This is a genomic window from Bradyrhizobium sp. WSM1253, from assembly GCF_000244935.1.
GTDB classification, from domain to species: domain Bacteria; phylum Pseudomonadota; class Alphaproteobacteria; order Rhizobiales; family Xanthobacteraceae; genus Bradyrhizobium; species Bradyrhizobium canariense.
The window spans coordinates 8280312-8303581 of the sequence record NZ_JH600073.1 but is presented as its reverse complement, the minus strand read 5'-3'; the positions used below and the strand labels follow the sequence as shown (position 1 = coordinate 8303581).

The following is a 23270-nucleotide window of genomic DNA, read 5'->3' as shown; positions in this document are numbered from 1 at the left end:
GATGCCCGGTAGCTCCGCGGACTGAAATGTTGTACCTGCCTGATCGCACCGCGCGTTAGTTACGGTTGGCCGTTACGATGCGCCGAAAGTGCCTAACAATCTGCTGGGACGAAAAAATGCAGGTATGCCAAATGGAAAACGCCGCAAAAAAAGAAACTTCCGAGTTGGAGCGAATCACCAAAATTTCGGAGGAGCATGCTTTTTCTGTTCGGCAACTCATCGCCCAAAGGACGCGGCAATTCAAACTGTTCGAAGTTGCCGGCCACATGATTAGCTTCGACCCCTTGCCGGCGCTTGGCACCGTGCTTACCAGGGTCGAATCCAGTGAATCGCAATTTCTTCAAGACATTTGGGCGCTGCTGTTCAGTGGTGGGAAAAAGGGCGGATTCTTCGTGGAATTTGGCGCCTGCGATGGTCGGCTGATAAGCAATACCTTGCTGATGGAAAATCATTTCGGCTGGACGGGCATTCTCTCGGAGCCTGCAAGAAGCTGGCACTCGCAATTGAAGCGCAATCGAAAGTGCATCATAGACACGCGATGCGTATGGACACGGTCTGGCGACCAAGTGTCGTTCGGCGAATTCAGTGACGATAATTATCACACCCAATCTGCCATTATCGAAGACCAGACATCCACGATTGCCGCGAAATATTCGGTTGAGACGGTCTCCCTGGCCGATCTCCTTCGGCAACACAATGCGCCCAGACTGATCAACTTGATTTCAATCGATGTTGAGGGCGGTGAGTTCGGCATTCTCAAGGAATTTCCATTCGATGAGTACCGATTTGGATTCATGTGCGTCGAGCACATGCAGCCGGAACAGGAAGAGAATATCAAGGGCCTGCTTGGCCGGGCTGGCTACACTCAGGTGCTAAGACAGGTTTCCGGACATGATGGATTCTATGTTCCGGCGGAACGCGCGAAGCAGCTCTCATTGGACTGAAACAGAGGGGTGCGCGCTTCGCCCTATTTCAGGTCATCGAGACAGTCGGCCCCAAGGCCGGCCCCTTCCGGCACTTTTTCGATGTCTGAAGCATCGATGGCCTCACTGCCGTTTTCGCGCTTGTAAATGCCCAGGGATTCCGGGCCAATGTTGAAGCGAATTGATCATCGCGGAAAGTTGCTAAATTTGCATTTATCCAAAAGGTCACTTAACGCCTCTGCAATGAAGGAGAGCGAAAATCAAGATGTTGCTGGCTAAACAGAAATCGACAACGGTCTTTCCAAGTCCCCGTCCTCTTCGGATCACGGGCCGAAGGGGGGCCGGGGCATGGGCCGACGTCCTATCAGGAATCGAGCTGTGGAGACTCTGGGGGAGGCTCGGCTGGAACGACATCCTCCAACGTTACCGCCGCTCGCTACTCGGGCCGCTTTGGCTGACGGCAAGCATGGCAATTATGGTCATCGCTCTGGGCGTCCTCTACGCTCAACTGTTCCAGCAACGTATCGACGATTTCCTGCCGTATTTCTGCGTAGGCATATTGGTCTGGACTTTGATGGCGAGCTACTTGACCGAAAGCGGGACGCTGTTCACGGGATCCGAATCTTACATCAAACAGATTGCTCTGCCATTTTCCGTGTACGTCTATAAGTCCAGTTGGGCGAAGTTGATTATTTTCGCTCATAACTTCGTTATTTACTTCGGCGTTCAACTCTACTTTCGGATTTGGCCAGGGTCAGTCGGACTTCTCGCGCTTCCAAGTTTACTCATTGTGGCCGTAAATGGAACGGCTGCTAGTCTGACGATAGGAATGATTTCTGCTAGATTCCGCGATATTCCCCAGGTTATCGCGTCGGTCGTTCAGATCGTCTTCTTTCTTACACCTATATTCTGGAAGGCCGATTTGCTAAGGGGACGGCATGCTTACGTAATAGACTTCAATCCATTTTTTCATCTTGTGCAGGTCGTGCGCGCCCCCTTGTTAGGTGAGTACCCGACGGCAGCCAACTATTTTGCGGTCCTCTTGATCACTCTGATAAACGTCGGGAGCGCCGCTTGGCTTTTCTCTCGATTCCGAACACGTATCACGTATTGGATCTAAGCTATGGACCGGACGCAAGCGACTTATTCCGAGCCGCAAATCACGCTTCAACAGGTAAGCGTATCCTTTCCGATCTACCACGGTGGATCGCGCTCTTTAAAGAAACATCTGCTGTTTCGCGGAACGGGCGGACAGATAGCGACCGACGCGAATGATCGCATTGTGATTGAGGCATTGAAGAATGTCTCGTTTCAAGCTAGGGCGGGGGATCGCATTGCGCTGATCGGTAGCAACGGAGCAGGAAAAACCACACTGCTTCGCGCTATGGCCGGAATATATGAGCCAATTAGTGGAGAGGTCATCTCTTACGGGCGCGTCTCGCCAATGTTCGATATCGGCCTTGGAATCGACGGTGAACTGAGCGGATACGACAATATCCGTCTGCGCGGCATGCTCCTCGGGCTAAGTGCTAGCGAGATCGAAAGTTACATGCCGAACATTGTGGAGTTTACTGAACTTGGTGAATATCTGGACATTCCCGTTAGAACCTACTCGTCCGGTATGATGACGCGGCTGACCTTCGCTGTCGCCACATGCTTTGCACCTGAGATTCTTCTAATGGACGAGTGGATCATGGCTGGGGATGCTTCGTTTCTCGCCAAAGCTCAACGTCGCGTCGAGTCATTTGTCGAGCGAGCGAGCATCCTGGTTTTAGCTTCCCACAGTCTCGATATTTGTCGCCAATGGTGTACCAAGGCTATCTGGATGGATCACGGAGAAGTCCGGATGGAAGCCAAGCTAGAGGCTGTATTGCAGGCCTATTCGGAAAGCACGCTCACGCGGCGATGAGTCGGATGAGCCGCTCCATCCCTCGGTCTGTGTCCAAAAACAATCTCCGTGGCAATGTTGGCAGCAAACTCGTCGCGCGAACGACCTCCCTCGCAGCAGTATTTGCTTCAAACATCCGAACTTCGCGATTGAAGCCCGACGGCAAACGTTGGGTAAACAGGTAGCTTACCAATCGCAGTTCAACGATTTAACGCAAACCATTCTCGCGCCGAAAAGCCGTTGGCGTGACTCCAATCATTTTTCGAAACACGCGGTTCAGTTGGGATCCATCGCTAAACCCCACCGCGAGCGCCACGTCGGCAATGGATAGATCGCCTTTCAATAACATCTCTTTTGCAACGCTGATCCGCTCGGATAGGACGTACTGATAGGGCGAGCGCCCAACTGAGCTTCTAAATGCCCGAATAAAGTGGAACTGGCTCACTCCGACCAAGCTCGCCAGCTCGGATATCCCGATTCCTCTCGAAATGTGAGCATCAACAAACGCTTTGATGAGTTTCAATTGACGTGCAGATAAACCTCCGCGAACTGGGGTTGGTCGCGTGTGCTTTGGGTCAGCGGCGTGCCGCAGTTCCCATAAAAGCAACAGCCCGAGCGTCTCCGCATATGCATGATCGTCTAAGCCAGAGCCGTCTAAGACGCTTTGGAGTTTTTGGAGCGTAGCCTTAAGATTGTTATTCTCGAAATACAAAGATGGAGGGATATTTGAAATATCGCTTGCGTAGTGATTTGATTTGGGAGGGGCGAGATGGACTGCAAAGACCGACGACACGCGGCCTTTGAAACGATTCCAACCTTCCACGGAAGACCCGATCGGTACGAATGTTAATTTACCTCGGACGTCAGTAAGCGTCGAACGGCTTCCTCCGTTGATAGTCGTCTCCCCATCAGAGCGAACAAAATCATGCAGCGCTAGATAAGCTGCATCTCCCTTCACTCGGTAACCCAATTCCGTTGGCTGAATGCGAACAAGCTCGGCAGAGAGCCACGACCAGGACAGCCGTTTAACTAGAAATGGATGACGTGCGTCAGAGCATCGCTGATGCCACTCGATTTTAGCGACCGGTCCCAAACTGTTCCCCGAACGATTCGATCTTTTTGCAAAGTACCTACCAATAGTTGCTTCGAAATATCAAAAATTGATCAGAACATCAGAAGTTGCGGTGAAAGCTCGCTAACAAATGCACCATTGCCGACTTACAACTTGTACAAAATCGCTTTTCTTCCGCCAAAATAACTTCAACGTTAGCGCTCCTGTTGCCAATCGCAGGTCGGCCATGCTGTCGTTCCGGCGTCGCTGGAACTAAACGTCGTGCGTGATTCAGCGAACGCTCGCCTTCATCATCGCAAGCATCGCGGCGAATTAATACGGAGCTGACTTGTCCACGCCGTAGAGTTGTGTGGGGTATCGGCTCGAGAAGGATCTGCGTCTTCCGTCGCAAAAGAAGTCGCCGCGGCAAAGGCGCCGGCCGGATCCCTTGGCCAACGTCTTCGGCCTGGAGGTCGTGCCGATGCTGAAGGCGGCTCCCGGTGTGCGGCCCGTGGCTATCTTCGAGGAGATACTCCGACGCCATCCTGAGCTGGGCGCCGGAATCCGCCGCAGCCTGGAGCGCCGGATCCGCGCCTGGCGAGCAATCCACGGCGCGGAGCAGGAGGTCATCTTCCGCCAGACCCATGACGTGGGCCAGGTCGGCCTCTCCGACTCGATTTGGGCGAGCTTGGGGTCACCATCGCGGGCGTGCCGCTCGATCATCGCCTCTATCACTTCCGGTTGGCCTATTGCGGATTTGAACACGCCCATGTCGTGCTCGGTGGCGAGAGCTTCGTCGCATTGGCAGAAGGGCTGCAGAATGCCCTGTGGTCGCTCGGTGGGGCACCGCGGGAGCATCGGACCGACAGCCTGTCGGCCGCCTTCTCCAATCTCGACCGCAATGCGAGGGACGATCTGACCCGGCGGTACGAGGACCTCTGCGCCCACTACGGGATTCGGCCTTCCCGCAACAATCGCGGCACCGCCCACGAGAACGGGGCGATCGAGAGCTCGCATGGTCATCTCAAGCGCACGAGCGCCGATGCGCTGCTGTTGCGCGGCACTGCCGACTTCGATGATCTCGCCGCCTATCGGCTTCATCGACGAGATCGTCAGCCGCCGCAATGCCCGGAACACCAAGCGCATCGACCACGAGCGCGCCACCCTGCAGGCGCTGCCAGATCGCCGCACCTCGGACTACGAGGAGGTGATTGTCGGCGTGACGTCAAGCGGCGGCTTCACCTTGCGCAAGGTGTTCTACACCGTGCCGTCGCGTTTGATCGGGCACCAACTGCGGGTACGCCTTTACGACGATCGTCTCGACGTGGTCGTCGGCGGCACCCATCTCGTCACCCTGCCGCGTGGGCGGCCGCATCCCAACGGCAAGCACGACCAGATCGTCGATTATCGGCACGTGATCCATTCCTTGCGGCGCAAGCCCATGGCGCTGCTCAATCTCGTCTACCGTGATCGGCTGTCCCGCGCGATGCCTATCGCCGAACCTTCGATTCCTTGCGCGAACGGCTGCCCACAAGAAGGCCCGCCGGATCATGGTCGATCTGCTCGCACTGGCCCATGAGCGCGGCTGCGAGGCGTCGCAGTCGACATTCGCGCCGCTGGTCGTGGAATCGCGACGATCATCGACGGACATCCCCATAGCAGCATCGAAGACCTCATGCCGTGGCAATTCCGCAAAACGTCAAGCCAGCCTCAATAGGGTTGCGGATAAGCGCTTACCCTTAGCTCGGGTTGCGTCCGCTTTGGCGCCCCGACCAGTCGTGGTGTTTCACTGTTCCAGTCCCTGTCCCAGAAGAACGCGACGTGTCTCGGTCTGTCGAGGGGCATATTGGTTGTAGCTACCCGCTTTGAAGAGCCAAAGCGACCACCACGGGCTACGACTTGCGCTTGGCCCATGGTTTGCCGAACGCGCAAGGATGTAGAGCTATTCGCGCCCCCAACGCTGCCCTGCGTCACGTTCACTTGCCCCTGTAGGGGGGCAAATGTGACGTGACACGTGATTGGCGGCGTCACAGAGCGGCACTGTGGCGAGTTGTGACGTCTTGTGACGGCCAAACGAAGTCGCCCCAAATGCCTATAAAACCCGACTCTTTGAGCGTCACATGGATACGCTTGAATTCCTCGCGCCAGCTACCTTTCGGGTTAATGATCGAGTGTGCTTCGAGCTGACTACGCCACACGCCCATTGTGACGACGCTAGCATCTGCCGGTATTTGATCATCGACAGGCCGGGGAGTTTTGCTATCGGCGATGCATCCAAGCAGGACGCGCAATGCGGCGTCGGCCTTGGTCTTCTTCTTGCGATTGTTGACTGTGCTGGTGCGGATCGGCTCGCCAGGGGCTTCCGACGAAACAATCGCAGTGGTAATTGGATCCCCATCCTCATCCCGGCCGAGTTCGAAAGCTTCAAGCGCGAAGCGCGCGACCTCACGCTCTGGCTGATCATTACCCTTGACGACTTTCGCCACCTTGGTGGTCTTTCCGCTGATCTGCACCATGACGTCGACATCGCCGGCATGAGCGCTGCTGCCGCGCGCTCCACGACTTTCATCCTTTCCAGTATGTCCAACGAGGGCAATATGTACGTTGAGACAAGCGTGTACGCGCCGCAGATTGGCCGCGGCGCGGTTCTGGTCCCTGGCTTTGTCTTCGTCACCACCGCTTGCCGCAATAGCCTTAGCGTAGGTGTCGAAGATGATCAGTCCAACTGCGCAACCAAACTGCCGCTCAGCTGCCCTCACTGTTGAAACGATGATTTCAACACAGTGTGGATCGAGCAGGTCGACGACGGCATCGGCCACTGCGATCGGCAGGCCTGTCAAGCCGTCCCGCTGGCGATAGACACTCAGCCGGCGCTTAAAGAGGTCGCCCCGCTCCAATGCGAGCACTACCACCCCACAACTAGTTTTAACGCGATGTCCTCGCCAGTCGATTTTCGCGGCGCAATGGACAGCGATCTCGGTCAACAGCGCGGATTTGCCAGGGCCTGGAGGCGCGATCCAGGAAGACGTCTCGCCCAGTGCAACAATTCCCTTCAAAATCCATTTCTTATTGGCAAAGTCTCCGCACTTGTCGAAAAAGGTTAGCTTGAGTGGCTGCCTCTGAGTGTCGCCGGTTTCACTAGAAACCATGGCTGGCGGCGCGTCACCCGGGCGATGGTCAAGAGGCGCAATAGCTGCCGACTCGATGAAATTCAGCACAGCATCATTCGCGAGACCGTGCCGTTTACCCATCGCATGCAGGGCATCAACAATTTGCTGATGAAGCTTCGGCTCTACGCTGGCCGATGCGAGCCGCAGACTCTCAATTGCAGCGCGGAGAAACTGCAATGGCAACACCTTACGGTCGGTGCTCGCCAGCGTACGGTCCCAGCTCTTCAGAGTACGGCGCACCTCAAGCGGGACTTCCTCTACGTTTACCTCGACCTCGACACCTGTGGGGCCCCCATCCGGCGAAATTACACTCTGGCCGATCTTCCCGGTTCCAAGCGCAGCTTCGCTTTCCGAGTCGGAAGCAACGGCTTGGTCGATGGTGGTCGGAACGGCCTGGTCATTGTGTTGCAGGTCAAACGACGGAAGTTGATGTGCCGTGAGCGGACAGACGTAGTCCCCACCTTTCTCATCGGTAAGCTGAGCTGCGGATTGGATGGCCGAAAGCATTGATGCTGCTTTCCCGCTTACGCGGCGCCCAGGCGGCGCTTGGCCTCCTCGGCGAGCCGGCGTTCAATGTAGCCCTCGATGCTACGCCACAGGATCTTGCGCGAAGCACCAGCGCGGTAGCTCTCCAACTCACCAGAATTGATGAGCTCATACATTTTTGCGCGCCCGATCTTCAGGGCGATCATTGCCTCGTTCACGCTAGCAACGATTGAGCGCTTACTGCCGAAGGTCGGGCGGATCGCATCGTCAACATTTGATGACATCGAATGTGCTTCCTTGCTTTCGTTGGTTCGAACGTTCGAACGAACATCAAAGAACAACGGCGAATGAGGCGGAATATTGGGAAAATCGTAAGTTGGTCTCTCTATCACCAGGTACCGAGTGTTCGATATCAAGGCTCCGAAGCCACACCCGAACTGGTGCCGTCCCAGTACCGTACCGGTACGGTACTCGTCCCGAACTAGGGGGTACGAGTGTTGACCCAGTGCTAGCCTAGCGCTCGAGCCGACCCGCGACGAATGTCTTTGCCTGCATGATGCTTCGGGCAGAACCTCGTGATTTGACTGGGCGAGCATCGCACTATTGCCGCCGTCTAGGTTCAACCTAGATCCGCTGCGCGCCAGCCCCATACTTCGAGGATACTCCCTCCCCCGAAGTGCCTTGATAGCCTTAATTCCTTTGCTGTTCGGCTTGATAGCTACGGTTGAAAACTACGACCTGGGTCGCAAAGCAGCATCCCTCGTCGAGGGGCGCCGGAACGTCGGCTTTCGGGCCGGGAGCGGACTAAGCTTTCAAAACGCCGCCTGCCCGCTTGTGACGACGCTTAGCGGACACCCGGCGTGAGTGGCGTCGCCATGCTGGTGTTCTCGCTATCTGCACTAACTTCTTGTGCATCTGTTGGATGGGGCGTCAAACCTGCCCGCAGCCCAATCCCGCGCGCGATAGCTCGTCATCGCGGTTGTCACGAGCCTCTTACCCATTCGATGCCAGACCACTAGGTCAATCCATATCAAAAGGGAGCACGCACACGTCGCCAACGGGCCGCACCGGCAGGAGTGCATTCGGCGGATTAAGCTGAATGACGCTTGCACTCACCGGCCTTGGTGCGGGGCGGCGCACAACGAACACCACGCCCGAAATGGTTGCCCGCCTCCATACGACTCGACAGGCAAGCGTCTTATGAAGCCCGCTGAACAACAGGTCAAACTCGTTGGCGAATATGTAATAGGGCGCGGAACGGCAAGCGCCAAAGGCATTGATGTCGCGCACCACACACGGATGCACCCCCATAATTCCATCGAAGGAAAGCAAAGCCGGCACATTAACGATCTCGCGCGGCAGAGCGCGACGTTCCATTGACATTTCAATCATGGCGAGAACTCCGCACAAGCTTCTTCGCTTCAGTTGCCGGTCCCGCCGGACCTCGTCAAACAAGATAGTTCACGCAATCCGCCAGACAAGCAGTTCTGCTGCCTATTTAGAGTTGACTCTAACTCTTCTATAAATGCGAAGAATGGACGGTTCAAAAAATTGGCGCGATTGCCCCGAAGCGGAATCACTGTCCTCCTCAAGCACTAACTTTGCCCTTTAGGCAGAGACACTAGCCGCTCTTAGCGCATTGCAAGAACAATAAATTTTGAGGTGTATGCCACTTCTCGGGGTTAATCCGATGTCTGCTCGATTTGCAGATTTCGTTAGCTAGGGAGGATGCCGATGAAGTTCTTACTCGGAATTATATTTGCGTCATTTTTCACGTTCGCAGCAAACGCCCAAGACTCGCCGTTTCGGAAAGAAGTAAAGCGCGCAGATTTAACGGGTACAAATATGGAGGTCATCACCAGTATCTCCGAGATCAAGCCCGGCGACACTTCAACGCTCCATATCCATCATGGCGAGGAGTCATTTTATGTCTTAGAAGGCGGAACATTGAACTTCCGGACGGCAAACAGGTGCCCTTCCCAACCGGCATTGCTGCCGTAAATATTCGGGATACTCCGCACGGCGCCTTCAAGGTCGTTGGTGACAAGACAGTGAAGCTGCTGACGGTGCACATCGTCGATAAGGGCAAACCGCTTTATGACAGGCCGCCCCAAGTAGGATGATTGGACAGGGGCGCTCATCTTTTCTCATGGTGGGCGCCTCCGCCATGCGCGATGTCGCCACTTGGCCGCTTAGCCGAAGGGCTGCTGGGCGATCGCAACGTCGCCTCTTCGGGCTTTGATCGGACACGAGAAGGCTCGTCTCGGATCGTCGCCTTTAGCCATTTCGGAAGTCCTAGTGTGGTCCCCCTTCTCTGTGAGAGAATGGATCTAACATAACGTCGAGGAGAGGTATCGTCCGATGAAGCGCCGCGCCTTCGTTCTTGGGCTGGCGCTTGCGGCGGTTGTACCGCCGGTGAGCGCGCAGCAACTGCTCAAATTGAAGCGCATGGCCATGGTGTCCCCTGCCGCCCAAACAGCGGACATGACCGCCAACAGCAACACCGGTTATTACCGAGCATTTTTCCAAGAGCTGAGCCGATGGGTATACATCGAGGGCCAGAACATCAACATTGAGCGTTACTCGGGCGGAGGGGAAACTGCCCGTTACGCTCAGCTCGCGGCCGACGTAGTTGCAACACATCCTGACCTAATCGTTGCGACGGGTACTCCCATTGCAATGCAGTTAAAAAGAGTCACCCAGAACATTCCCATCGTATCACTGTTCGGCGATCCGGTTGCCATGGGAATTGTTTCAACGCTAGGCCGCCCCGGTGGAAATAGCACGGGAGCAAGCATCGATGCTGGATTGGAGCTTCACGGCAAACGTTTTCAACTGCTTGCAGAGTTGATCCCGAACCTTTCGAGAGTTCACTATCTCGCATCCGAGGCATACTGGGAACGGGCTGCGGGCGTCGGTGTGCGGTTAGCGGCGCGACAGGCGGGCATTCCAATTGTCGAACTCCCGTTGGGCCGCACTGTCTCGCAAGAAGCCTATCAAGACAGCTTCCGCTCGATCCAACGCAATCAACCAACGGCAGTCATGGTATCGGACGAGGGTGAGCATCTTGCACTTCGTCACACGTTGGTGGAGCTAATCGCGGCACAGCGCCCTCCCGCCGCCTATCCATTCCGTGATTTTGTCGAGGCCGGGGGGTTGATGTCCTATTCCGTCGATCTTTCCGATCTCTTTCGCCTGATGGCGTCGCAAGTTGCTGACATTTTTAGGGGCAGGAAGCCGGCTGAAATCCCGGTGCACCAGCCAACGAAGTTCGAGTTGGCCATCAATGTGAGGACTGCCACGGCGCTTGGCCTCGACCTGTCACCATCCTTCCTTGCACGGGCGGATCAGGTGATCGAGTAAAGCCTCCGTTTTGCCGGGCTGGAGAGCGAGGTGGGTACCCTCGCTGCCGGGGTCGCTTGAAGTCGTATTCTGTCGGCACTCAGAGGCAAACCAGACGCTGATGCAAGCGTGGCGTCTACCGCCGCTTGTGACCCCATTTCGGACATCAGCCCTCAGGCACCCCAGCCGTACGCATGCCCTCGTAGATGCGCTCGCGCCCGGCAAGAAAAGTTGGATGGTCACTCGGCGCATTGGCACGAAAGCGACGCAGCGTGAAGGTCGGATCTAGCGTAAGCCCCACTTTCGCCGCAACTCGCGCTTCCTCCAAACGTCCCAACTGGGCCAGCGCGGCGGCAAGGTTGAAGTGTGCAAAGGGCATATTGCGGTTCGTATCGATGCTCCGACGCAGCCAGACAACTGCCTCCGTGTAGGCACCGAGAAACGATTTGGCGTTACCTGCGAACATCATCCACCAAAAGGCGCCGATATCCCGAGGGGACAGTCGGAGAGCCTGTCTGATATGCCCCTCGGTTTCTGCGGCACGACCGATGTAATTCTTGCCGACGCCAATGCATGCGTGCGCATAAGCCAGATTTCGATCGAGTGCCAACGCTTGCTCACATTCAAGAATACCTTCCGCAGCCCGATTTGAAAGAATTTTGGCAACGCCAAGGAGTGCAAGCGCGCCGGCGTCACGTGGAGACAAGGACAATGCTTTGACCAGGCTCGCCTCTGCGGTCGCAAGGTCCGCGGAGCGGTCGTCAGCAAGAAAACCGCCAACCATGGTCAGATCAACCAGGGCCATCGATACAAGCGCAGGAATATTGCCGAAATCGAGCGACAGGGCACGCTCGAAAAAGCTCCGTGCTCGCAATAAATTCTCGGCAGTGTGCCCCTTATTGAAGCTCGCTCGCCCCAGGAAATACAGGTCCATCGCGTCAGGATCGAGTGTCCTTTCTGATCGTCGTGCCTCTGCAGCCAGCAGCTGCGCCTCCAGTGCTTGAGCGAGCCGGGAGACAATTTCGTCCTGCATATCGAACAGATCGGCCACGGGCTTGTCGAACCGTTCGGCCCAGAGATGATGACCCGCTTCCGCGTCGACCAGTTGCACATTGACCCGAAGTTGATTGCCGCTGCGCTGCATCGAGCCTTCGAGCACGTAGCGGACGTTCAACTCGCATCCGATCATCCTGAGATCGACCGCCTTGTTCTTGTAAGTGAATGCAGTATGTCGGCCGATGACGAACGAGCCGGAGATGCGCGACAAGTCCGTTGTCAGACTCTCGGTCACACCATCGACAAAGTAGTCCTGCCCAGGATCGTCGCTGAGATTAGCGAAGGGCAACACAATGATGGAAAGGCGGGGCGGTGAAAGTGCGTTTGATCCTGCCCGCGGAGACAGCGTCGCTGTGCCGAACCCATCCAGAACCACAGCATAGGCTCGAACCGGACGGTCGATGTTTTTGAGGTTCTGTTCACCAAGATCGGCGAACCTGTCGCCAAACTTTCCCTGGACCTGATCGTAGACAGCCGAAGAGATGCAGATACCGCCGGGTGCTGCGACGCTCTCAAGCCGTGCGGCGATATTCACCCCATCGCCAAAGATGTCGTGGGGCTCGACGATGACGTCACCAATATTAATGCCCACCCGAAAAGCGATGCACCTGTCTTCCGGGGCGCCGGCGGTAAGTTCGCGAACGCGCGCTTGGAATACAATCGCAGCCCGAAGAGCTTCGACGGCACTCGGAAACTCTGCGAGAAACCCGTCGCCAGTGTTCTTCACGACACGCCCGCCATGTTCGGCGATGACGGGCCTGACGCCTTGCGCGAGCAGCGTTGTTAGCTTGGCGTGCGTGGCCTCTTCTTCTTGGTGCATAAGTCGAGAATAACCGGACACATCGGCCGCCAATATCGCCGATAACCTGCGTTCGATCCGATCTGGCCGATCTTGCACCATGGTCGACAAATCCCGCTTGGCACGTTTGTGTGCCGATGAGGGAGGATACCACCTCAGGGCGAAACGGCCATTTGGCTTGTCAGGCTTGAAACGGCAGTTGCACTGACGCGATTTGCAGGAAAGCGAATTCCAGTCTGGAACGCCTCCTTGTGGCTCCCTTAGCTGAAGGTCGCCTGAACCCTCGCGCGTCGGCTTTCAGACGCAAACCCGACGACAATCCGGCATCGCGTCTATTGCTGCTTTTGACCCGAAGCCGCCATTGTTCGTTCGAGGACAACCACTCAACGCGAAATCAACGGTTGGCGAGAAATTCCAACGTGACCTTATTAAAGACCTCTGGATTCCGTGTCTGCATACCGTGCCCTGCATTCGGTATCACAATTGTCGCAGGAAACTCCCGGCACTTCCGCATTTCATTGTAAAAAAACTCGAACTTCTTTGGACTTTTATCTAACCAAATTCCTTGACGTCGGCACATGTGCTGATGGGGCGGCCTTTGTCCCCCAAGGCCGAGTAAATGTTTACCAACACGATCTCTTTCGCGGGTTCGGAATACTTCGCCCATGTGCCAGGGCCGCCGAACATATCAATGAAGATCTTCGCAGCTTTGGCTGGATCTCCAGTTTTCAAGTTTTGCTGCAAGGTCCCGATGACCCGTTTTGTGAAATCCCCGGCTTCTTTGGCCTCGGCCGTCTCGGACACCGGCATTTCGATACTGCCATCCGGCAGCACCAACGTTCGAATAAGCTCGGCGTGCGATTTCGCCACTTCGACTGCAACCGCCCCACCGCGCGAGTGTCCAACGAGGTGCACCTTCCCGAGGTTCAATTTTTTGATCAACGCAGCGACGTCCTCGGCGTGTTGTTCGATTGAAAAATCGGTGCCAGTGCCATCCCAGCGTTCCGGGTAAAAGTGTCTTAGGCTGACCGCAACCACCCGGTAACCGGCACTAAAATCGCTGAATTGGGCGTTCCAAATCCGGTAATCGCTCGGCGAGCCGTGCACCAGCACGATGGGTGTACCTTCACCCGCGTCCCGATAGGCCATGGGATAACCATTGATGGCCTCCCATTTCAGTTCCGATGGAATGGGCCAGTTGGGCTTGACCTCTTGTGCCCACAGCAGTGTGCTCGTGCAGGCGGCAAATAGAAATGACACCACGATGCGGCGCATTGAACTTCCTCCTCAGGCAGGTCTCCGAGAGGACTGGTTTGCCACCAGCATAGTTCTCCACAACGCGCATGGTAGCAAGCGATAAACCCAAGCGCGCGTATTTTCCTTGCCTCATGTGAGTCCGGTTGTGCCCATCGGCGAAGTAGCGGCGCACCTGGTTGAGATCCGCTTATCACGGCGGACTAGATTTGCTCAGGTTGAGTTCTTCGCATTTTGACCTGAACCGCACTTCGGTCGCTTTCAACGCGGCGCGAACTCCGGGGGATCGCGGCTCCGACGGTATCCGGTAACGGCCGAAATGTGGCGCTTGCCGTGCCCACTCGCCTATTTCTTTCCTCTTCTCCGCCCAGCTTGGAGCGCGTTTCGTATCCACGATTGCCGCAAGGGCCCTTGGTGCTGAAGAGAGTTCGTTGCGTCCGGTGGAGCAAGCGATGCGTACGGAATTGTCCTTTCAGCGCAAGCTGCGTCGCATGCTTGTTGCTGTCGCCATCGTTGGCCCCGTGGCGCTGACGCCCGAAATGAGTGCGGCCGAAGGCTTGCTCGATTTCTTTTTCGGTGGCGGCCAAAAGCAACAGCAGCAGTCCTCGTCTTTCAGCAACAATTCGCAATCACCACCGCCGCGGCCGGTCGTCGTAAGCGCGGGACCTGCCTTCTGCGTGCGCAGTTGCGACGGCAAATATTTTCCGCTGATGCGCGGCGCGGCATCGTCGGCGCAGATGTGCCAAGCCTTTTGTCCGGCAAGTCCGACCAAGGTTTTCTTCGGCTCCAGCATCGACAGAGCCTCTACCGCAACCGGCGAACGATACGCCGATAGCGAAAACGCCTTCGCTTATCGGAAGGCCCTGCGAGCCGATTGCACCTGCAACGGCCACAATCCCGCCGGTCTTGCGTCAGTCGATCTCGCGATGGACGGTTCATTACGCTCGGGCGACGCGGTCGCTACCACTGACGGGCTCGTCGCCTATTCCGGCATACGGATCGGCAACAACCAGAACCCAGAGTTCACTCCGTTAGCGTCTTCCGAGTTGACTCGCACGCCGCTTCCGCCGGCGACCATCACGCCGAAGCCGGTGCCCGCGCGCGACTAGCGCGTAGATGCGGATTGATGTGCAATCAAGTCCGACGATCACCTCTTGCAAAGCTTCTTCCGTTGTTGCCCCATCGCGTCCGTGAGCGCAGCGCAGCGACATGTCCGGACTCCGGCGCAAACCGGAAGTCACCGACTGAAGTCAACCGGACCCGATTGACCCGCAAGGGACATTCCTCTGCCGATTGATTGGCGGAGTTGACTACACAGATTGTCTCAGCAAGCCCGAGAGGCGGCGCGCATTACCGTGTTTGGGGTCGGCGGTACCGGTGGCAATGCCGTGAACAACATGATCGCGGCCGGGCTGCAAGGCGTCGACTTCATCGTCGCCAATACCGATGCACAGGCGCTTAGCATGTCGAAGGTCGAGCGTCTCATCCAGATGGCAGATGGGCACGCGGCAAGGTCGGTGAAGGCAGCGGGCGATAGCGGCTGGTTAGGTTTGCGTGATTAATGGGAATCTCTACGTGCTGTGCTGGAGGAGCGTCCGCGCGGCCTCTGGTGCTTTTCGGCTCTGGGCCGATGTGACCGGGCCCAGAGGGGTAGGTCAGGCTTCTGGCGCGGTCACCCTCGCGGACCGCCGCTGAACTTGCACACGCGACGCCGCGGATTTCGCAACTTTTTTTGCACTTTTCTGGAAACCTACGGCGTAGCGCGCCGCACTGTGCGACCGGAAGTTAAGGCGGGCCGGCCGAGAGACCTAAGCGTCCCCCCAACCCACCCTACAGGATGCCGCGGGCACGCATGGCTTCACGCCGACGTTGGGCTGCCTCGTTGTTACTGCATGCCCGGCTAATCTGGGCCGAGGTGCCGTTGCCATACACGCCGAGCCCCTTGCCCATAAACGCGCGCTTCCGGCGCTCAGGTCGAAATGGTGTCTTGGTGTTCATGACAAAACAAAGCCCGGCCGGAGATCGAGTCCCCGGCCGGGCCTTGTTGAAGACTGAGCTGTTGGAGAAGGACGGCCCAGTGATCAACACGATGAGCAGGCTCGCCCGCGCCTTCCTTGATCTACGTCAAGGCACCCGTATCAGAAGGCGCGCTCGATTCCCCCGCATGAAGAAGCCAGACTTGGCATTGTGCGCCACGGTCCAACGCAAGGAGCAAGCCATGATAAATCTGAAAGTTCTTGGCGCGGTCATTATTGCGGCATCCGCCCTGTCCAGCTCTGCTGCACTGGCTCAGACGGCTCTCTCCAATCCGGACGAATGCCAAGCTGAATTCGCCAACTGCACGGGTCTTGGAACCGGGACTACCCCCGTCTATCGATACCGGCGAACGGCGTATCGCCATCATCCGGTGGCGGCGGCCGCTACCGTCGGCGCCTGGGGCAACTCCTACGCCATGTCCGGCGGGATGGGGTACGGCGGCGGGATGGGGTACGGCCAGAACGGCTGGTACGGCAACTGGAGTTCGTATGCTACCCGCAACGGCATCACCTGCAGGCCCGGCACCAATTTCAAGGGTGCTGACGGTCTCCAGCATCTCTGCCAATAGGTGATCCGCTAGAGGCTAAATCAGGCGGGCCCAAAATGGCCGTGTGACTTTTGGCCCCAAACCCGACACGCATCCTGTCGGGTTTGGCATCCTAGGGGCAAAGCGGACGCTATTGAGTACACATGTTAAGCCGCAGCCTGCTCATCCCCGCCTATGGCCGCGTTCAGCGCAGCGACCGCCGCACGAACCTCCTTGCCCGCCATCCTTGCCGCATATTGGCCTGCAAAGCCGAGATATTCGCCTATCTCGCTTAAGGTGCTGTCGGACGACGCCATGTCGAGTATCGCGCACACCTTGTGGCGCAGCTGGCCGCGCAAGGTCTCGGTATCCAGCGCGCGAGCCAACTCCCCTTGGGCATCCGGCATCTCAGCATCCCAGCTCCCGGTGTCGGCCTTGTCGCTTGCCCGATGCCGAACCTCGCCGAACCGTTCTTCGGGACTGACCCAGGCGTGCCCGTCCCAGATCTTAACGAGCTTGTTGCCAATCCAGCGTGCCCGTTTGTTTTCGACCGCCCAAATCAGTTGCTTCGCGCTGACGTCCACCATCTCGCGGTCCATGTTCGGAAGTACGGGCTGCTCGCCGCTCTCCGTATCCGCCTCATCTGGCACCTCATTGTCGTTGGCGGCCATGCGCGGCGGAGCGTTCAAGTCTCGCCAGAGCCGGAGGCCGAAGAACGTAGTCTCATCCCCCGGCCCGCTTGGCCCAGGTCACGCAGGGTGACTGTGCCTTGTGCGCGGCTTGCGTAGCTGGTGCGCTTTCCAGCCAGGCGCGGCGGGCGGCAAGGTCGGTGAAGTTCTCGGCCTGTATCGGGCCGTTGTCGTTTGCTGGTGTCATGAGTCATCGATGTGGCGTGCTGTATCTGGCCGCTTTCCGCGCTCTTGGTGTGGCCTGTGGCTGCACACTTTTAGGAAATCGGCCCCATGGCCAACGCGATCAAGCGCTTACCTGAGAAAACAGGCGCCGAGGAAATCAGCGTCTTCTTGGGTGGAATTCCAACCCGTCTACCAACGGGGTTGGGTGTTCCAACCCAACGGGGGGTATAAGGGGGTTGGAACACACACCCCGTTGGCACCCGTTGGTAGGGCGTTGGTAGACCGTTGGAAGCCTAGTCGGCGGCCATCCGTTTCTGCCGAATCTCGTCTTCGACCACCACCAATCGCTCGCGCAGTCTTGACGGTGGCCCCTCCTTGACGACCGCGATCTTCTTTTCCGCAAACAATCTCGCCATCGACTCTTCCAGCGACCTCTTGCTCGTTCCCCCGCGTTCCGGCATGGCGGCCATCACGGTCGGCGCATATGTGTTGCTCCTTGAAGACGACACCCGCCTGCCGCTTCCGTTAATTGAGGAAAGCATCCTCAAGAACACCTCGTCGGCATGGTTGGCCAACAACGCCGCGTGGGCTGTCGGCTTGCCGTCGTCAAGAATGAAAGCACCCTCATGCCAGCGTAGCTTGGTCTCGGCGCCCTTCTTGCCGTAGTTCGCTTTCATGTTCTTCAGCAGACGCAGATCCTCGTCGGTCTTATCGGGGGTGAAATACAGCCTCGATCGCACCGAGTTGTTCCACGCTGTCGACCCGGAGAGGCCGGTGCCGGACTGCATGCCTTGCACCGATGGGTGCGATAGCAGGAGCACGGCCAAATCACAGTCCATCGCAAATCGCCGCAGCATCGAGACGAAGAAGCGAACTTGCTTGCGGTTGATCTCGTCACCGCCGAATACGTCTGCCGCCGTATCGAGGATCAAAAGCTTTGGTCTGAATTCCGTGAGCAGATCCGTTATCCGTTGGGCCAGGCCAGTAAGCTCAAGCTCGCGGCTTCGGCGCTTTTCGGATACCAGTTCAGCATCCTTTCCAGCCATAGGAATGACCCGCATGCCCCCCTTCAGGTCGGCAAAGGTTCGTCCCATAGCGGTTAGAATGTCATGGCCACGCCGCTTAAGCTCGCCCTCGTCATCTTCCGCGGCGAGGTAGACCACTCGCCCTTGCGCCGGCCTGTACTCGATCGTTTCGACACCTAGCACTCCGGCCAAGCCGATCTGATAGGCCAGCAGACTCTTGCCGGTGCCGCCATCACCGGAAAGCAAGGTGACCTGCCTGTTGGGAATGAGACCCTCCAGGTACCATTGCCGCTCCGGGATTGCCTGCCCCTCCCAATCAGAGGGGTCGATTATCTTGATATCGTCGGCGTGATTGTCATTGGCTGGAGTCGGTCGGGACGATGCTTCGATGATTTCGCGTGCGGCGACGCCCTGCATCACCCAGCCCATGATCTTGGGATCGATTTCCTCGAACGCGGGCGCGTTAGCCGTCATGCCGATCGGCGGCAGTGAGGCGGGTTCCTTGAAGACAAACGGAGTCGCGGTGAAGGGTCTAGCTGTCATGATGGCTACCGCCCCCCGCTGTTACTGCCGCTTTCGCAAGCTCGTTGGCAATGTCGATGTCGAGCCGGCAGCCCTCGCTGAAGACGCGGTAGCTGCCATCCGGCTTGCGGATGAGAGAAAGATCGAGGAGACGGACCCCGGGAGTCACCTCAGCGTCGAATACGGCCATGCGCCGTCGCCCGCTACTAGCGGGGCGGTAATCCAAAATTTTCAAAGGGAGTATCCAGGTAAAAGTGGAGGCAGGTAGTACGCGCTGAAGCGCGTTCTATGTCAGCTGCGCCATTGGCGCGGTGCTCTCGGCATAAGGGCCGATCGAGCGGGCTGTTGCTAACTAGTATGCTTTTGGACCGCCGATACCAAGGATGGCCCTGAACAAATATGGCGCCCGGCACACCAAAGCTGCTGGGAAAATTATGGGGAGGCGTCGTAAGTGGCCGCTCTTTGTTCCCCTAACGCAACCTAAAAGAGATTTATCTGGTTGTGCGGTTGTGTTTGCGTCACAGCCAAGTCCCGAACGCATGCGGAACGCCTCGAACCATTCCGGGACTTTTTCCGGGACTCTGCGTCCTCAATCCCGACCTTTTGCCCAGTTTTGAGCGGTTTTTGTTCGCAGCGCCTCCAATGGCTACGTCAAAAAATGCTAAGGTTTCAATAGCTTTATGGGTGGAAACACGTCTCAAGCATTTGGCGCGTTCAATCTCTGAAAGCTCGGATGCACCAGCGCTTCCGGCGCGACCGCCAGCACGATCAGCGCGGCCACAGCCAGCGTGCGGAAGGTGATGGCGCGGCGATCGACCATCACCGCGATCAGCACCACCGCCGTCATGAAGAACGACCTTTGCGTGGCGACCTCCGCGCCCGATAGCAGCAGGTAGAACGCAGCGGCGACCAGCGCCGCGGCCGCCGACCATTTCTTGATGGCGAAGCCGGCCGCCAGGCCCGGGATCAGAGCGAGCAGCGCGCGCACCGCGAAGAACACGACACCGGCAACGACCGCCATGTGATAACCGGAGATCGGTCAAGAAAAGATTTTATATAGGAAATACAGCGCGTTATGACGCCTTTGCTTCCAAATGTTCCGGCGCGGGAAGCAGATGGGAAGCGGCAATGACGACAATTGGCCTCGGCGCGATAGTTGGGCGCCACCTCGAGCAGCCCTGCTCGCTCCTCCGGCATGGTCGCGTCGGCCGCCAGCTCAATGCAAAGCCGCTCGAACTGCCTGAGCTCGTCGATGATTTGCTGATCCCGCCCCATGATCGGCATCAGACTCCGGAACCCTGGTTGCCGTTTAGATGCACAGCCGGTTAAACGGGTCCCGCTTCAACCAAGCCAGGAAATTCCATGACTAAAGTGCCCGATTACGCCACCGAGTTTGCCACCCTTGAGAAGACCATCGAGTTTGTCGCCAGCTGGGGCGGCAACGCAGACTATTTTCGGATCGAGGCTCTCCGCTATGAAAGCGGGGGCTATACAACTCACGTGTACATGCGACGACCATTCGCGATGAAAGACGCGATGACCATCGAGAACAGCCGAAAAATTCAAGAAGAGGCAGACCGCTACGTTTGGGTGAATTTTCCAGACGCACCATCTTCGCACGGAAAGAGTGCGGACGAAGCTTTGAACCTGCAGATGGCGCTGCTCAGCGATCGCCTGAAACACTCGTAGGCTTGAGCGCTAAGGGGCGCGGGACCGAAGCCCCGCGCCCTGCTTCCGGACGGTCCCGCGGCGCACCAATTTGAACTTTAGCGGAAGATCCGCGTCTACTTGTTGGGGGAAACTTCGAAGAAGCAGGAGGGTCCCGATGAGCACAGAGGCCACCAAGCGCCAGGAGAGCGTCATCCAAATCGCGATGCTCCTAGCGGAAAAGAACGGCTACCCGACGGACGCCTGGCGCCTATTCGAAGCCGAGGCGGATGCTGCCCTCAAGAAGATGGAAGAACACCAGACGCCAGAACGGGCGGCATGACCTAGCGGCCTCCTAGGCGCAGGCGCGGGACCGAAGGGGGTGAACTTTTCCACACCCACGACGCGCAGTAGCTCGCGCGCGTTCTGAACCACTAGTAATCGACAATTTGACTCTTGCCGGCGCCGCGGTTCGATGGCGGCATGCCCCGCCCTGCTCGACGCCACACGCCCACGCACCCCGACGGCCGACCGCTAAAGATCACGTTCGGCGAGATGCGCGAGATGGGCATGCGCGGCGTACTGGTCTATTGCCATTGCGGCCATCACATTGCCATGGACGCGGACCGCTGGCCTGACAGTGTAAGGCTCTCCGATCTCGAGCAGCGCTTCGTCTGCCAAGGCTGCGGTAGCCGGGGCGCCGATGTTCGGCCTGACTTTGCCCCTCCCAAGATGGGGACCAGCGTATAACGCCCGCCAGCGTGAACCAGGCGCATACGAACAGACCACTAAGCCGAGTTATCCTTCAGCTCCGCTAGAACGGCAAGAGACCGGCATCAGCCAGGTTCAGGACGCCGATAGCGGCGAATGCAAAGTAGAGTACAACCATCGCGAGATTCATTTCGCGCTCCAATGCTGCGGATCAAAGCATCGGACTTTATGGTTAACGATCTCCTAGCAAGAGGCTGCCCGCCAGTGTGAACCGGCGGGCCCACATCGTTATTTCTTCAAGCAAAGACCAACCGTCGGTGTCGTCCCGCACTTCGCACCGTCCGCAGCACCGCCGCTGGGGCAGAACACGGACACCAGCGTTTCGCTGCTGTCGCAATTGACTGCGCCATCAGCCTGCACCGCGCGGATACTTACAGTGCCGGGCTCTCCCTTATCTCCCTTGTCACCTTTTGGCCCTTGCGGCCCCTGAGGCCCTTGTGCGCCGGCTGGTCCCTGAGGACCAGGAACGCCTTGAACACCTTGGGCGCCCTGCGGACCGGCCGGACCTTGCGGGCCTGGATCACCCTTGGGTCCGGGCTCTCTGCCACATGCTGCAAGTGCAAGAGCGGCAGCCAGCGCGACCGCCGTTATCATTTTGTGCATTGCGATCCTCCCAATAAACCGCACCATTAAACTGGTCGACGGAGAGCACCGCAATAGAGAAGCCCGCCGACGGTCCGCCGGCGGGCCTCGAGATTACCGCTTCAGCCGGCGGCGGTGCGTCATCAGCCGCTGCCGGTCGCGTTTTCGGTGGATCCTGCGGCGGCGCTTCATGCTCCGGGCTCCTCGCGCACCCGGCGCCTTGGATGTGCGGTCAAAAACTCCTCGTCCTGCTGGATCGCCGTCTCAATTTGCTCGTCCGTGAGCTCGGTGTATCTGTGCTCCTTTGCCGCCAATGCCTTTCGTTTCCATGCAACGTCGGCCATTCGCCAAGCGGGGGTAAGAAGCTGTTTGGCAACCGCCGACCTGAAGAGCCGGACCAACAACATCCAACCCTCCTTATCGTGGTCGTGCTCCTCTTCCAGCGCGCCTTGAGGAAAGGCTCCCCAGAGGCTTGCGCTCTCGATGGCGCTGTGCAGCTTCATCCGGGCAGACCAATACCGGGTGCGCGCCTCGGCTGCGTACCAAGCATCCCGGCGTTGATGGCGCAAACGCACGTTTCTGGCGGTCTCGGTCTGCGGCGGCTCTTGCTCCCAGCGTAATTGCCGTCGCTTGTCCCGCGGCGTCATCTCGACTTCGGCGACGTTTTGGGCGGGCATGGCGCGAGCAACTCGCCGCGCGGACAGTTCGATGATGTTGCTCATGCCCGCACCCCGCTCTGTTCGATCGCCGCGGCAAGGCAGGTGCAAAGCGTCTGCACAGAGGCCATGCTGTTGCTGTCATCGAGCCCTGCAGCCATTTGCCAGTCTTCCAGCGTCGCGATGTATTTGAGCAACGCGACCACGCCGGCAATGGTTGTCGGCCTGTAGCTGAAAATGAGGTCCATTTGCTCGAACAGCGCGGCGGAGGTCCGTGACGCTTCCTCCTCGGCGTCCCAAAGGTCGGGGTCATCGTCCTCAAGAGGCGCCCTCCATTCCACGGCAGCCGTGTATTCGACGGAAAGCGCCTTGTAGCGCTCGATCGCCGCGTAGACGGGATCGGGTACCGCCGCGGCGGCTGGCCATGCAACGGGAAGCACGGCCAGTGTGCCGAGCATGATCCGGCGGGATAGGCCCTCAGCGGGCTTGCGGGACTCGCTGGTGCGTTCGGGGTTTTCCCGATGTCCGGTGGCGGGTTGAGGCGAAAACGAATCCACGGACTCCGCTCGCGGCGGAAACATGGGTCTTTCGATGGTCATGGTGGTTGGTCCAGGTTTTGGGCTTATCAAGGCCCGTGCTCGGTGTCAGACCGGGCAGCCGGGGGTTGATAACCAGCCTGGA

At 58.0% G+C, this 23270-nt stretch carries 23 protein-coding genes and 2 pseudogenes; 12 read left to right on the top strand and 13 right to left on the bottom strand.

The genetic code is table 11. The features are described from left to right. The first annotated feature begins 131 nt into the window (after nt 1–131). The 3 genes from BRA1253DRAFT_RS40295 to BRA1253DRAFT_RS40285 all read left to right on the top strand — a co-directional run bounded on the left by BRA1253DRAFT_RS40295 (nt 132) and on the right by BRA1253DRAFT_RS40285 (nt 2832). Complete coding sequence (locus BRA1253DRAFT_RS40295) at nt 132–944, top strand: FkbM family methyltransferase (protein ID WP_007603746.1); 813 nt, start codon at nt 132–134, stop codon at nt 942–944. Nucleotides 945–1188: 244 nt separating this feature from the next. Beyond that, nucleotides 1189–2043 (top strand): ABC transporter permease, encoded by an 855-nt coding sequence (locus BRA1253DRAFT_RS40290; protein ID WP_007603744.1) that lies wholly within the window; start codon nt 1189–1191, stop codon nt 2041–2043. A gap of 3 nt (nt 2044–2046) precedes the next feature. After that, nucleotides 2047–2832, top strand: coding sequence for an ABC transporter ATP-binding protein (locus BRA1253DRAFT_RS40285; protein WP_007603743.1), 786 nt, complete (start codon nt 2047–2049; stop codon nt 2830–2832). 187 nt (nt 2833–3019) lie between these two features. Here BRA1253DRAFT_RS40285 and BRA1253DRAFT_RS40280 read toward each other — a convergent pair whose 3' ends face one another. Beyond that, nucleotides 3020–3769 (bottom strand): helix-turn-helix domain-containing protein, encoded by a 750-nt coding sequence (locus tag BRA1253DRAFT_RS40280; RefSeq protein WP_245286063.1) that lies wholly within the window; start codon nt 3767–3769, stop codon nt 3020–3022. 469 nt (nt 3770–4238) lie between these two features. Here BRA1253DRAFT_RS40280 and istA point away from each other — a divergent pair. After that, nucleotides 4239–5457, top strand: a pseudogene (istA, locus tag BRA1253DRAFT_RS40275) (IS21 family transposase); the annotation flags it as partial. Between the two features lie 432 nt (nt 5458–5889). Here the strand turns inward: istA and BRA1253DRAFT_RS40700 are convergent. The 3 genes from BRA1253DRAFT_RS40700 to BRA1253DRAFT_RS40695 all read right to left on the bottom strand — a co-directional run bounded on the left by BRA1253DRAFT_RS40700 (nt 5890) and on the right by BRA1253DRAFT_RS40695 (nt 8910). Beyond that, nucleotides 5890–7539 carry an AAA family ATPase gene (locus tag BRA1253DRAFT_RS40700; protein WP_007603739.1) on the bottom strand — a complete coding sequence of 550 codons (1650 nt, stop codon included), beginning with the start codon at nt 7537–7539 and terminating at the stop codon, nt 5890–5892. A gap of 17 nt (nt 7540–7556) precedes the next feature. Next, nucleotides 7557–7802, bottom strand: coding sequence for a helix-turn-helix domain-containing protein (locus BRA1253DRAFT_RS40265; RefSeq protein ID WP_007603737.1), 246 nt, complete (start codon nt 7800–7802; stop codon nt 7557–7559). A gap of 736 nt (nt 7803–8538) precedes the next feature. After that, entirely contained in the window at nt 8539–8910 is a 372-nt protein-coding gene (locus BRA1253DRAFT_RS40695; protein WP_007603732.1) for a hypothetical protein, read from the bottom strand. A 342-nt stretch (nt 8911–9252) separates the two neighbouring features. Here BRA1253DRAFT_RS40695 and BRA1253DRAFT_RS40255 point away from each other — a divergent pair, with 342 nt between their 5' ends. Both BRA1253DRAFT_RS40255 and BRA1253DRAFT_RS40690 read left to right on the top strand, forming a co-directional pair. Next, nucleotides 9253–9519: a hypothetical protein gene (locus tag BRA1253DRAFT_RS40255; protein WP_245286062.1), complete on the top strand. Its 267-nt coding sequence runs from the start codon at nt 9253–9255 to the stop codon at nt 9517–9519. Between the two features lie 360 nt (nt 9520–9879). After that, on the top strand, nt 9880–10881 hold the full coding sequence (locus BRA1253DRAFT_RS40690) for an ABC transporter substrate-binding protein (RefSeq protein WP_007603730.1): 1002 nt from the start codon (nt 9880–9882) through the stop codon (nt 10879–10881). Between the two features lie 145 nt (nt 10882–11026). Here BRA1253DRAFT_RS40690 and BRA1253DRAFT_RS40245 read toward each other — a convergent pair whose 3' ends face one another. Further along, entirely contained in the window at nt 11027–12817 is a 1791-nt protein-coding gene (locus BRA1253DRAFT_RS40245) for an adenylate/guanylate cyclase domain-containing protein (RefSeq protein ID WP_007603728.1), read from the bottom strand. 450 nt (nt 12818–13267) lie between these two features. Further along, entirely contained in the window at nt 13268–13990 is a 723-nt protein-coding gene (locus BRA1253DRAFT_RS40240) for an alpha/beta fold hydrolase (RefSeq protein WP_007603725.1), read from the bottom strand. Between the two features lie 431 nt (nt 13991–14421). On the opposite strand from BRA1253DRAFT_RS40240, the gene BRA1253DRAFT_RS40235 reads away from it, so the two are divergent. The 3 genes from BRA1253DRAFT_RS40235 (at nt 14422) to BRA1253DRAFT_RS46415 (ending at nt 16574) form a co-directional block, all read left to right on the top strand. Beyond that, nucleotides 14422–15078 (top strand): DUF2865 domain-containing protein, encoded by a 657-nt coding sequence (locus BRA1253DRAFT_RS40235; RefSeq protein WP_007603723.1) that lies wholly within the window; start codon nt 14422–14424, stop codon nt 15076–15078. Between the two features lie 210 nt (nt 15079–15288). Beyond that, the gene (locus BRA1253DRAFT_RS40685) at nt 15289–15531 is read left to right on the top strand and encodes a hypothetical protein (RefSeq protein WP_088941266.1); all 243 of its coding nucleotides are present in this window, start codon (nt 15289–15291) and stop codon (nt 15529–15531) included. A 425-nt stretch (nt 15532–15956) separates the two neighbouring features. Next, entirely contained in the window at nt 15957–16574 is a 618-nt protein-coding gene (locus BRA1253DRAFT_RS46415) for a hypothetical protein (protein WP_371261363.1), read from the top strand. Between the two features lie 125 nt (nt 16575–16699). On the opposite strand, the gene BRA1253DRAFT_RS40225 is transcribed toward BRA1253DRAFT_RS46415, so the two are convergent. The 5 genes and pseudogenes from BRA1253DRAFT_RS40225 to BRA1253DRAFT_RS40210 all read right to left on the bottom strand — a co-directional run. Then, nucleotides 16700–17203: a hypothetical protein gene (locus BRA1253DRAFT_RS40225; protein ID WP_007603716.1), complete on the bottom strand. Its 504-nt coding sequence runs from the start codon at nt 17201–17203 to the stop codon at nt 16700–16702. A gap of 52 nt (nt 17204–17255) precedes the next feature. After that, nucleotides 17256–17408, bottom strand: coding sequence for a hypothetical protein (locus tag BRA1253DRAFT_RS44155; RefSeq protein WP_157158696.1), 153 nt, complete (start codon nt 17406–17408; stop codon nt 17256–17258). Nucleotides 17409–17679: 271 nt separating this feature from the next. Further along, nucleotides 17680–18954, bottom strand: coding sequence for an AAA family ATPase (locus tag BRA1253DRAFT_RS40220; protein ID WP_007603715.1), 1275 nt, complete (start codon nt 18952–18954; stop codon nt 17680–17682). Next, complete coding sequence (locus tag BRA1253DRAFT_RS42565) at nt 18944–19123, bottom strand: hypothetical protein (protein ID WP_007603714.1); 180 nt, start codon at nt 19121–19123, stop codon at nt 18944–18946. Before BRA1253DRAFT_RS42565 ends, BRA1253DRAFT_RS40220 begins: the two co-directional genes overlap by 11 nt. 531 nt (nt 19124–19654) lie before the next feature. Beyond that, nucleotides 19655–19969, bottom strand: a pseudogene (locus BRA1253DRAFT_RS40210) (ComEC/Rec2 family competence protein); the annotation flags it as partial. 326 nt (nt 19970–20295) lie between these two features. Between BRA1253DRAFT_RS40210 and BRA1253DRAFT_RS40205 the strand changes: the two are divergent. The 3 genes from BRA1253DRAFT_RS40205 (at nt 20296) to BRA1253DRAFT_RS40200 (ending at nt 21330) form a co-directional block, all read left to right on the top strand. Beyond that, a complete protein-coding gene (locus tag BRA1253DRAFT_RS40205) occupies nt 20296–20622 on the top strand; it encodes a hypothetical protein (protein WP_007603712.1) in 327 nt (108 codons plus the stop codon). A gap of 136 nt (nt 20623–20758) precedes the next feature. Continuing rightward, nucleotides 20759–20923, top strand: coding sequence for a hypothetical protein (locus tag BRA1253DRAFT_RS44845; protein ID WP_007603710.1), 165 nt, complete (start codon nt 20759–20761; stop codon nt 20921–20923). Between the two features lie 140 nt (nt 20924–21063). Continuing rightward, nucleotides 21064–21330 carry a hypothetical protein gene (locus BRA1253DRAFT_RS40200; RefSeq protein WP_007603707.1) on the top strand — a complete coding sequence of 89 codons (267 nt, stop codon included), beginning with the start codon at nt 21064–21066 and terminating at the stop codon, nt 21328–21330. A gap of 791 nt (nt 21331–22121) precedes the next feature. Here the strand turns inward: BRA1253DRAFT_RS40200 and BRA1253DRAFT_RS40190 are convergent. Beyond that, nucleotides 22122–22655 (bottom strand): hypothetical protein, encoded by a 534-nt coding sequence (locus tag BRA1253DRAFT_RS40190; protein WP_007603698.1) that lies wholly within the window; start codon nt 22653–22655, stop codon nt 22122–22124. Beyond that, on the bottom strand, nt 22652–23188 hold the full coding sequence (locus BRA1253DRAFT_RS40185; protein WP_007603696.1) for a hypothetical protein: 537 nt from the start codon (nt 23186–23188) through the stop codon (nt 22652–22654). Before BRA1253DRAFT_RS40185 ends, BRA1253DRAFT_RS40190 begins: the two co-directional genes overlap by 4 nt. Nucleotides 23189–23270 lie beyond the last annotated feature (82 nt).

Excerpts from the sequence above, each read along its gene's own strand:
- BRA1253DRAFT_RS40285 (WP_007603743.1), top strand. The coding sequence starts at position 2,047 with ATGGACCGGACGCAAGCGACTTATTCCGAGCCGCAAATCACGCTTCAA.
- BRA1253DRAFT_RS40695 (WP_007603732.1), bottom strand. The coding sequence starts at position 8,910 with ATGATTGAAATGTCAATGGAACGTCGCGCTCTGCCGCGCGAGATCGTT.
- BRA1253DRAFT_RS40185 (WP_007603696.1), bottom strand. The coding sequence starts at position 23,188 with ATGACCATCGAAAGACCCATGTTTCCGCCGCGAGCGGAGTCCGTGGAT.
- BRA1253DRAFT_RS40240 (WP_007603725.1), bottom strand. The coding sequence starts at position 13,990 with ATGCGCCGCATCGTGGTGTCATTTCTATTTGCCGCCTGCACGAGCACA.
- BRA1253DRAFT_RS40190 (WP_007603698.1), bottom strand. The coding sequence starts at position 22,655 with ATGAGCAACATCATCGAACTGTCCGCGCGGCGAGTTGCTCGCGCCATG.
- BRA1253DRAFT_RS40245 (WP_007603728.1), bottom strand. The coding sequence starts at position 12,817 with ATGGTGCAAGATCGGCCAGATCGGATCGAACGCAGGTTATCGGCGATA.
- BRA1253DRAFT_RS44155 (WP_157158696.1), bottom strand. The coding sequence starts at position 17,408 with ATGACACCAGCAAACGACAACGGCCCGATACAGGCCGAGAACTTCACC.
- BRA1253DRAFT_RS44845 (WP_007603710.1), top strand. The coding sequence starts at position 20,759 with ATGAGCACAGAGGCCACCAAGCGCCAGGAGAGCGTCATCCAAATCGCG.
- BRA1253DRAFT_RS40690 (WP_007603730.1), top strand. The coding sequence starts at position 9,880 with ATGAAGCGCCGCGCCTTCGTTCTTGGGCTGGCGCTTGCGGCGGTTGTA.
- BRA1253DRAFT_RS40220 (WP_007603715.1), bottom strand. The coding sequence starts at position 18,954 with ATGACAGCTAGACCCTTCACCGCGACTCCGTTTGTCTTCAAGGAACCC.
- BRA1253DRAFT_RS40200 (WP_007603707.1), top strand. The coding sequence starts at position 21,064 with ATGCCCCGCCCTGCTCGACGCCACACGCCCACGCACCCCGACGGCCGA.
- BRA1253DRAFT_RS40205 (WP_007603712.1), top strand. The coding sequence starts at position 20,296 with ATGACTAAAGTGCCCGATTACGCCACCGAGTTTGCCACCCTTGAGAAG.
- BRA1253DRAFT_RS40235 (WP_007603723.1), top strand. The coding sequence starts at position 14,422 with ATGCGTACGGAATTGTCCTTTCAGCGCAAGCTGCGTCGCATGCTTGTT.
- BRA1253DRAFT_RS40700 (WP_007603739.1), bottom strand. The coding sequence starts at position 7,539 with ATGCTTTCGGCCATCCAATCCGCAGCTCAGCTTACCGATGAGAAAGGT.
- BRA1253DRAFT_RS40265 (WP_007603737.1), bottom strand. The coding sequence starts at position 7,802 with ATGTCATCAAATGTTGACGATGCGATCCGCCCGACCTTCGGCAGTAAG.
- BRA1253DRAFT_RS40290 (WP_007603744.1), top strand. The coding sequence starts at position 1,189 with ATGTTGCTGGCTAAACAGAAATCGACAACGGTCTTTCCAAGTCCCCGT.
- BRA1253DRAFT_RS40255 (WP_245286062.1), top strand. The coding sequence starts at position 9,253 with ATGAAGTTCTTACTCGGAATTATATTTGCGTCATTTTTCACGTTCGCA.
- BRA1253DRAFT_RS40225 (WP_007603716.1), bottom strand. The coding sequence starts at position 17,203 with ATGGCCGCCAACGACAATGAGGTGCCAGATGAGGCGGATACGGAGAGC.
- BRA1253DRAFT_RS42565 (WP_007603714.1), bottom strand. The coding sequence starts at position 19,123 with ATGGCCGTATTCGACGCTGAGGTGACTCCCGGGGTCCGTCTCCTCGAT.
- BRA1253DRAFT_RS40295 (WP_007603746.1), top strand. The coding sequence starts at position 132 with ATGGAAAACGCCGCAAAAAAAGAAACTTCCGAGTTGGAGCGAATCACC.